At 74.9% G+C, this 8,485-nt stretch carries 9 protein-coding genes; 5 read left to right on the top strand and 4 right to left on the bottom strand.

From position 1 onward, the window contains the following. Positions 1–461 precede the first annotated feature (461 nt). Entirely contained in the window at positions 462–953 is a 492-nt protein-coding gene (locus ACIQUQ_RS34870; RefSeq protein ID WP_403984152.1) for a hypothetical protein, read from the bottom strand. 210 nt (positions 954–1,163) lie between these two features. On the opposite strand from ACIQUQ_RS34870, the gene ACIQUQ_RS34865 reads away from it, so the two are divergent. Then, entirely contained in the window at positions 1,164–3,284 is a 2,121-nt protein-coding gene (locus ACIQUQ_RS34865; protein ID WP_403984150.1) for a molybdopterin oxidoreductase family protein, read from the top strand. A gap of 3 nt (positions 3,285–3,287) precedes the next feature. Here the strand turns inward: ACIQUQ_RS34865 and ACIQUQ_RS34860 are convergent, their stop codons facing one another. Both ACIQUQ_RS34860 and cutA read right to left on the bottom strand, forming a co-directional pair. Beyond that, entirely contained in the window at positions 3,288–3,719 is a 432-nt protein-coding gene (locus ACIQUQ_RS34860; RefSeq protein ID WP_403984148.1) for a gamma-glutamylcyclotransferase family protein, read from the bottom strand. Next, a complete protein-coding gene (gene cutA, locus ACIQUQ_RS34855) occupies positions 3,716–4,051 on the bottom strand; it encodes a divalent-cation tolerance protein CutA (RefSeq protein ID WP_403984146.1) in 336 nt (111 codons plus the stop codon). Before cutA ends, ACIQUQ_RS34860 begins: the two co-directional genes overlap by 4 nt. A gap of 194 nt (positions 4,052–4,245) precedes the next feature. On the opposite strand from cutA, the gene ACIQUQ_RS34850 reads away from it, so the two are divergent. The 4 genes from ACIQUQ_RS34850 (at position 4,246) to ACIQUQ_RS34835 (ending at position 7,661) form a co-directional block, all read left to right on the top strand. After that, positions 4,246–4,890 (top strand): FG-GAP repeat protein, encoded by a 645-nt coding sequence (locus ACIQUQ_RS34850; RefSeq protein ID WP_403984144.1) that lies wholly within the window; start codon positions 4,246–4,248, stop codon positions 4,888–4,890. Further along, positions 4,887–6,167, top strand: coding sequence for a sensor histidine kinase (locus ACIQUQ_RS34845; RefSeq protein ID WP_403984142.1), 1,281 nt, complete (start codon positions 4,887–4,889; stop codon positions 6,165–6,167). The genes ACIQUQ_RS34850 and ACIQUQ_RS34845 overlap by 4 nt, the downstream gene beginning before the upstream one ends. A gap of 233 nt (positions 6,168–6,400) precedes the next feature. Beyond that, complete coding sequence (locus ACIQUQ_RS34840) at positions 6,401–6,901, top strand: hypothetical protein (RefSeq protein ID WP_403984140.1); 501 nt, start codon at positions 6,401–6,403, stop codon at positions 6,899–6,901. 130 nt (positions 6,902–7,031) lie between these two features. Further along, the gene (locus tag ACIQUQ_RS34835) at positions 7,032–7,661 is read left to right on the top strand and encodes a class F sortase (RefSeq protein WP_403984138.1); all 630 of its coding nucleotides are present in this window, start codon (positions 7,032–7,034) and stop codon (positions 7,659–7,661) included. A 14-nt stretch (positions 7,662–7,675) separates the two neighbouring features. Here the strand turns inward: ACIQUQ_RS34835 and ACIQUQ_RS34830 are convergent, their stop codons facing one another. Then, complete coding sequence (locus ACIQUQ_RS34830) at positions 7,676–8,461, bottom strand: sulfite exporter TauE/SafE family protein (RefSeq protein ID WP_399958129.1); 786 nt, start codon at positions 8,459–8,461, stop codon at positions 7,676–7,678. Positions 8,462–8,485 lie beyond the last annotated feature (24 nt).

Below are 8,485 nucleotides of genomic sequence, written 5' to 3'. Positions count from 1 at the left end.
CGCTACGCGATGACCCTTCGGGTCACCCTTGACCGCCCACCCCGGTCCGGAAGGCAAAATCCCTCGGCGGACAACCCCCGAAAAACGCCCCGGAGCAACACAAGCCACCCACCACCCCCACAGCCATCACCCGGCACCAAGGCAGAGGCACCTCTCCAGACGGCAGCACGACCTCCGGCCACCCGCACCACCCCAAGCCCCGCCCCACGGGGCGGACGCGTCAGCGTCCGTAGGCCCACCGCCCGTCTCGGCGTCCCCGGGCCGTCCGTGCCCCTTCATAAGCCGCCCACGATCGCTACGCGCTCCCGCCGTCACGCGACACACAGCCGCTTGTGGCCGGAAACAAGCCGCCCACGATCACGTTCCTCCCTCACGCCGCGCGACACACGGCCCATTGTGGCCAGAAACATCGCCGTGACCGGGCCCCAGTGTCGATACACGCACCTGCCGACGGGTCGGCATCAGCCCGGGACGACCTGGTCCCTCGGCACGCAGTCGGGGCACGCGGAGAGGTGGGTGCCATGGTGGGTCTGGAGAACGGCCACGTCGGAATCGACCACGCGGGGGGAGTACGAGGCGAGGGCAGTGAAGCGCAGCCGCTCGCCGCTCTTGCGGACGACTCTCGGCGCGCCGGTCGCCCCCGGTCCGAGCCCCTGGGTTTCGACATCGATCAGCTGGACGTCGCACCACGGCACCCGCCGCGAGCGCCACAGCTCGCGCTCGGTGATGCCGTCCACGCTGACCCGCACTCCGACGCGGGGGGTGCGGATGACCAGCCAGGCTCCCATCAGCAGCCACCAGGCGAAGAGCCCTGCACCGAAAACGTCATCGGCGCCGAACAGGTTCACCCCAGCGACGAGCACGGAGAAGATTCCCAAGAGGAGCATCACCAGTTGCTGGCCCCCTCTGCCGAGCGTGATGGACGGCGGCGGAGGCGGTGATGAAGAGGTCATGGTCCCGGAGCTTAAGAAGCGGATCTTCGGGCGGGAAGATGATTCCACGCTACGAAGGCCCGCCGGGCAGAGCCTTTCAGCCACAGCCACGCCCACAGCCGGCCCGGGCCGGGACCTCACCGCGGGCCGCACCCCCGGCGGGAGGGGGGTGTACCTGGGGTGTAACGCGGGGTGGGGTTCGGTGTAACACCTGCGGCGCACGCTGGCGGCATGCGCACTGAACCCGGTTCCGTCACCGCCACCCACTGCCCGTACTGCGCACTTCAGTGCGGGATGGGTCTGGCGCCCTCGCCCGATGGCGACGGCGTGGCGGTGTCGGTGGTGGAGCGGCCGGAGTTTCCGGTCAACCGGGGGGCGCTGTGCGGAAAGGGCCGCACGGCACCCGCAGTGCTCTCCTCCCGGGTCCGGCTCACCGAGCCACTGGTCCGCACCCATGCCACAGGTGCGCTCGAACCGGCCACCTGGGAGGAGGCCCTCGACGCCGTCGCCGAGGGCCTGGCACGCGTCCGTCGTGGGCACGGTCCGGACGCTGTCGGGGTCTTCGGCGGCGGTGGTCTCACCAACGAGAAGGCGTACGCGCTCGGGAAGTTCGCGCGCGTCGCCCTGGGGACCTCGCAGATCGACTACAACGGACGGTTCTGCATGTCCTCGGCCGCCGCCGCCCACCAGCGGGCCTTCGGCCTGGACCGGGGGCTGCCGTTCCCGCTGGAGGACATCCCCCGTACCGGCTGCGTGATCCTCGTCGGCTCCAACCTGGCCGAGACCATGCCGCCCGCCCTGCGCTACCTCACCGAGCTCAAGGAGAACGGCGGCACGCTGATCGTCGTCGACCCCCGCCGGACCCGTACGGCGGAGCAGGCCGACCTGCACCTGGCCCCCCGCCCCGGCACCGACCTGGCGCTGGCCCTGGGCCTGCTGCACCTGGTGGTCGCGGAGGGGCGCACCGACGAGGAGTTCATCGCCGCCCGCACCAGCGGCTGGGCCGACGCCCGGGCCGCGGCCATGGCGCACTGGCCCGAGCTCGTCGAGCGGATCACCGGCGTGCCGGTGCCGAAGCTGCGGGAGGCGGTGCGGATGTTCTGCGCACCCGAGTCGGCGATGGTGCTCACCGCCCGCGGCCCCGAGCAGCAGTCCAAGGGCACCGACACCGTCGGCGCGTGGATCAACCTGTGCCTGGCCACCGGCCGCGCCGGGCGGCCGCTGTCCGGGTACGGCTGCCTGACCGGCCAGGGCAACGGGCAGGGCGGGCGCGAGCACGGCCAGAAGGCCGACCAGCTGCCCGGCTACCGCAAGCTGACCGACCCGGCGGCGCGCGAGCACGTGGCCGGCGTCTGGGGGGTGCCGGCCGACTCGCTGCCCGGGCCCGGCCGCAGCGCGTACGAGCTGCTCGACGCGCTCGGCACCGGGGACGGCCCCCGCGCGCTGCTGCTCATGGGGTCGAACCCGGTGGTCTCCGCGCCGCGGGCCGCGCACATCGAGGAGCGGCTGCGTTCGCTGGAGTTCCTCGCCGTCGCCGACGTGGTGCTGTCCGAGACCGCCGCCATGGCGGACGTGGTCCTGCCCGTCACGCAGTGGGCCGAGGAGACCGGGACGACGACGAACCTGGAGGGGCGGGTGCTGCTGCGCAGGCAGGCCCTGACACCCCCGCCGGGGGTGCGCAGCGACCTGGACCTGCTGCACGGGCTCGCGGCCCGGCTGGGCCCTGAGTTCGGGCAGGTGGACCTGGAGAAGAAGTTCCCGACCGACCCGGCGGAGGTGTTCGCGGAACTGGGGCGCGCCTCGGCCGGCGGTCCCGCCGACTACGCGGGCATCGACTACGCGCGCATCGAGCGGGAGCAGGGCGTCTTCTGGCCGTGTCCGTCCCCCGAACACCCCGGCAGCCCGCGTCTGTTCCTGGACCGGTTCGCCACCGAGGACGGCCTGGCCCGCTTCGTGCCCGTCGCGCACCGCGAGGCCGGGGAGCTGCCGGACGCCGAGTACCCGCTGCTGCTGACCACCGGCCGGGTTGTCTCCCAGTACCAGTCGGGGGCGCAGACCCGGCGGGTCGACGAGTTGAACCGGGCGGCGCCGGGGCCGTTCGTGGAGCTGCACCCGCGGCTGGCCGAGCGGATCGGGGCCGTGGAGGGCCGGCCGCTCGCGGTGGTCTCGCGGCGCGGGCGGGCCGTGGCGCCGGCCCGGATCACCGACTCGATCCGGGCGGACACGGTGTTCATGCCGTTCCACTGGCCGGGCGAAGGGCGCGCCAACTCCCTCACCAACCCGGCGCTCGACCCGGTCTCCCGGATGCCGGAGTTCAAGGTCTGTGCGGTGCGCGTCGAGCCGGTGGAGTGAGGGTCAGCGGCGCAGCCAGTCGCCGCCGGCGATGAGGGTGCCCGTGGCGCGCAGCTCTGCGGCGACCGGCCCGGCGGCCACGTAGACCCAGGCCGGTACGGGGGTGCCGTCCGGGCGCACGGCCTGGCGCGGGACCCGGTCGTAGACGTTCCGGGGGCGGCCGGGGCCGTGGTACTCCTCCAGCCGGTCCAGTACGTCGAGCAGGTCGCGGTACTGCCCGGCGGCCGGTGTGATCAGCTCGCCCACGACGCCCGCGCCGGCGGCCGGTGCCGGGAGCTCGACGGCGTACGGGTAGCCGGGGCCCTCGTACAGCACCGCGCCCGGCAGCCGGGCCGGCTCCTCGGCGGCGGTCCGGCCGCGCAGGAAGAGGTCGTGGTTGTACTCGCCGGGGCGCAGCGTCCCGTAGACGAAGAAGGGCAGCTCCGCCTCGCTCACCTGGCCTCGACCTCCGCGCCGACCCACGCGAGGTAGCCGGCGGCGCCGCGGACGACCGGGGTCGCGATGATCTCGGGGGTGTCGTAGGGGTGCTCGGCGGTCAGCCGGGCCTCCAGGGCGGCGTAGGCGTCCTCGGTGGTCTTGAACAGCACCTGCCACTCCTGGGCGGTCTCGACGGCGCCCTTCCAGCGGTAGACGGAGGTCACCGGGCCGGAGACCTGCGCGCAGGCGGCGAGCCGCGCCTCGACCGCGAGCCGGGCCAGGGCCTGGGCGGCGTCCGCCGAGTCGACGGTGGTCAGCACCGTCAGGACTGGCCGTTCGACCGATGTCACGGGGTTCCTCCCTCGGTTACAACGGGAGGTCCGGCCCCGGCCGGAACCCCCAGCGGCGTGCCGCGGCCGGGCCGGAGAACGGCTCGTCCGCGCAGCTGTCACACAACGTCCCGGTGCCCGTGACGGGCGCCGTCACCGTCGATTGTCGCGGCCCCGGCTGCGGCCCGTCCCCCCACCCCCTCCCCGTATCCACCATGATCAGAGCAATCCGCGCCGCCGCCCCGGCCCTCGCCGTGTCCGCCGTCCTCCTCGCCCTCGGCGGCTGCGCCGCGCCCGGGGGTCTGGGCGTCGGCGAGCCGGCGCCCGCCGTGTCCGCCCAGCCGCGCCCCGAGGAGCTGTGGCCGGCGTGGGCGATCGGGTCACCGGAGGCGCCGGGGGCGGCCGCGGCCACCCGGCAGCCGCCGCCCGAGCCGTTGCCGGACGGGCCCGCGGTGCCGGCCGGCGGGATGGCGGCGGTGGATCCGCTGGAGGTGCTGCGGGCCGACAAGCGGATGAAGCCCTTCCTGGCGCGCGGGATGATCAGCGGGCCGGGGCACGCGGGCATCCGCCCGCCGGTGCTGCACGACCTGACGGGCGACGGGAAGCCGGACCTGGTCATCGGGGCGGACCTGGAGAGCGGCCGGTCGGCGATCGCCGTCTACACGGCGCGCGACGGCAGGGTCGTGCCGGTCCTCTACACGTCGGGCCGGCGGATGGCCGTCGAGGCGCTGCAACACGACCTGCTGGTGCGCACGGCGGCGAACGACGGGGCCGAGCAGGCGGTGCGCTACCGCTGGGACGGCCGCCGGCTGTCGGTGGTGAGCGACGAGAAGCGCTACCGCAAGGGTGCGGACCTGTGAGGGCCCTCTTCCTGCGCGGCCGCCGCTCCCTCCGGGCGCTCGGCCTGCGGTGGAAGATCGCGGTGCTGCTGGCGGTGGGCTGTGCGCTGGTGGCGGTCACCATCGGCGTGCTGATCCACGAGGCGCGCACCCGGCAGGTGGCCGACGCCGCGCGGGTGGCGGCCACCGGCCAGCTGATCCGGGTACGGCAGCTGTACGAGGTGACGGGACGGCTGGACGGGAACGACGAGACCGAGGCGGCCATCGACTGCCCCCGCCTGCCGGCCGCGCTGCGCGAGGCGGCCCTGGCGGGCGAGCGCACGACGTTCCTGCGCCTGGAAGGACCGGACCCCGCGGTGTGGGCGGCCCGCCCCATCGGGGGCAGTCACGTCCTGTCCGTGAAGCAGTCGCTCCGGGTGGAACGCCAGGAGCTGACCGATCTGGACCGGCAACTGGCGGTCTCGACGGCCGGCGTCGTGGGCCTGGCGGCCGTCGGCGGCGCGCTGCTGGCCGGCAGGCTCAGCAAGGACCTGCGGAACGCGGCCGAGACCGCGCGCCGGATCAGCCAGGGCGAGCTCGACGCCCGCATCGGCCCCTCGGGGGTCCCGGGCACCCGGGACGAGGTGGCCGAACTCTCCTCGGCCGTCGACACGATGGCCGCCAGCCTGCAGCGACGGCTGGAGGCGGAGCAGCGCTTCACGGCGGACGTGGCCCACGAGCTGCGCACCCCGCTGACCGGCCTGCACACCGCCGCCGAGCTCCTCCCGGAGGGCCGCCCGACGGAACTCGTACGGAACCGGGTGGCCGCCCTCCGCACCCTGACGGAAGACCTCCTGGAGGTGGCCCGCCTGGACGCGGCCCGGGAACGGCCGGCGCTCGAGGTCCAGCCCCTCGGGCCGCTGGTCACGGCCGCCGTCCACCGCTCGGGAGTACGGGCCGCCGTCTGCCTCCCGGCCGACCCGCTCCCCGTACGCACCGACTCCCGCCGTCTGGAGCGCATCCTGACGAACCTGCTGGTCAACGCGGCCCGCCACGGCGGCAGCGCGATCACGGTCACGGTGACGCCCAGCGCCACGGGGGCCGAGGTCGCGGTCGCCGACCACGGCCCCGGTTTCCCGGAAACCCTCCTCCGGCACGGCCCCCAGCGCTTCATGACGGGTGCCCCGGAGCGCGGGCAGGGCACGGGCCTGGGCCTCACCATCGCCTTCGGCCAGGCCGCGGTCATCGGCGCCCGGGTCCGCCTCGCCAACCCTCCGGAGGGCGGCGCCCGGGCCACCCTCCACCTGCCGGGTCCGTGAGCTGTCCGCGACCCGGGGCCCGGGGCAGCGCGGGGCCCGGGGCGGCGCGGGGCCGCGGTGGCCCTCCTCACCCGAACGGCGCGCCCCGTGCTCCTCTCCCCGACCGGGTGAGCGGCCCGCGGCTGACCTGCGGAAAGCCAACGCACCGGGTGCCGGGCGGCGGGGGCGTGCGGTGGCCGCACCGGCCCGGGGCCGTTCTCCTCTGAAGGGAGAGACCGCCCCCGAGGAGCGATATGCGCACCCGTCTGCTGACCGGCACCCTGCTGACCGCCGCCGCCCTGCTGGCCCCGGTCACCGGCGCCTTCGCCGGGGAGTTCGCCGTGCTGGAGATCTTCCCGAAGTCCGCCGCCCCGGGCGCCACCGTCACGGTGAACACCACGGCCTGCGGCGCCGGCGGTACGGCGGACGGCGACGCCACGACGGTGGGCGGCGGCCGCTTCCGGCTGGCCCCCTCCACCCACAAGGAGGACGCGGTCGGCCAGTTCCGGGTCGCGCACGACACCCGCCCCGGCACCTACGCGATCGGCGCCACCTGCACCAACGGCAAGTTCGCCACCGGGGACCTGATCGTCACGGAACGCGGCCCGCAGGGCCACGTACAGACCGGCGTGGGCGGCGGTACGACGACCTCCGCCGACCCCGCCAGGATCGCGGCGGGCGTGGCCGTACTGGCCGCGACCGCCGTCGGCGGTACCTGGGCCCTGCGTCGCCGGGCGAGCGGCACGCGGGCCTGACGGGATCCACGGGTACCCCGGATCCCACGGATCCCGGCGGTACCCCGGAATCCCACCGGTACCTCCCGCCGTCGCCCGCCCCGAGAGAGCCGGGGCCGGGCGGCGGCACCGCCCAGACCGAGGGGGCCGCATGCACCGGGACCCGCGCACCGCCCGCCGCTGCGGGCTGCTCGCCCTGGCCGCGTGCACCGGCATCTGGCTGATCGGCAGCGGCTCGTCGGAGACGGTGCGCCCGCCGCAGCCCGCCCTCTCGGAGGCCCTCGGATCCCGTGCCGCGGACCACGGCGCGGCCATCGCCCCGCTGCCCGGCGCCCCGCCGTTGCGCATCCGGATCCCCTCGGTCCGGGTGGACGCCCCGCTCGTCGGCCTCGGTCTCCAGCGCGACGGCCGCCTGGAGGTCCCGCCGCCCGAGCGGACCGGGGTGGCCGGCTGGTACCGGCACGGCACCCCGCCCGGAGCCACCGGGACGGCGGTCGTGGCCGGTCACGTGGACCACGCCGACGGGCGCGCCGTCTTCTACGACCTGGGCGCGGTGCGGCGCGGGGCCGCGATCGAGGTGGGGCGCGCGGACGGCCGTACGGCCGTCTTCACGGTGTACGCGGTCGAGGTGTACGAGGCCGGGCGCTTCCCTGACGCGCGGGTGTACGGGCCCGCGCCGCGCGCCGAGCTACGGGTGATCACCTGCGGCGGCGGCTTCTCGGCCCGCACCGGGTACCGGGGGAACGTGGTGGTGTTCGCGCATCTGACGGGCACGTACTGAGAGGCGCCCACGGCTCACGCGGCGGCCCACTGCTCCAGCCCGAGCTTCACCACCAGTACGCACACCACGCTGAGCAGCACGCCTCGGACGAAGCCGCTGCCCTTCTTGAGCGCCATGCGGGCACCGATCATGCCCCCGGCGAGGTTGAAGACGGCCATCAGGGCGGCCAGCTGCCAGAGCACGTAGCCCTGGTACGAGAACATCACCAGCGCGCCCAGGTTGGTGCACACGTTGACGATCTTCGTGGTGGCGGAGGCGGTCACCAGGTCGAGGTGCAGGAGCGCGGTCAGCGCGAGGACCAGGAACGTGCCCGTGCCCGGGCCGACCAGCCCGTCGTAGAAGCCGATGCCGCCACCGGCCAGCAGGATGGCCAGGAGCACGCGCTGCCGGGTGACCGGGCCGGTGGCGGGTGCGCTGCCGAACGACGGCTTGAAGATCACGAAGGCCGCCACCAGCAGCAGGATCACCATGATCGCGGGGCGCAGGACGTCCTTGCTGATGCCGCCGGCCAGCAGTGCGCCGCCCATCGACCCGGCCAGCGCGGCCAGGCCGATGCGGACGGAGAGCTTCACGTCCACCGGCGTCTTGCGCACGTACGTCACGGCGGCGCCCGAGGTGCCCACGATGCTGACGGCCTTGTTCGTCGCCAGGGCGTAGGCGGGGGGAAGGGAGGACGGCAGCCCGAGCATCAGCGCGGGGAGCTGGATGAGCCCGCCGCCGCCCACCACGGCGTCGACCCAGCCCGCGCCGAGTGCGGCGAGGCAGAGCAGGACGGTCATGGTCAGCGATATGTCGGGCATGATCGCGACCCTATGGACGGGATC

The organism is Streptomyces sp. NPDC101118, from assembly GCF_044759445.1.
Taxonomy (GTDB): Bacteria; Actinomycetota; Actinomycetes; order Streptomycetales; family Streptomycetaceae; genus Streptomyces.
This window is presented reverse-complemented; position numbering and strand designations above follow the sequence as displayed.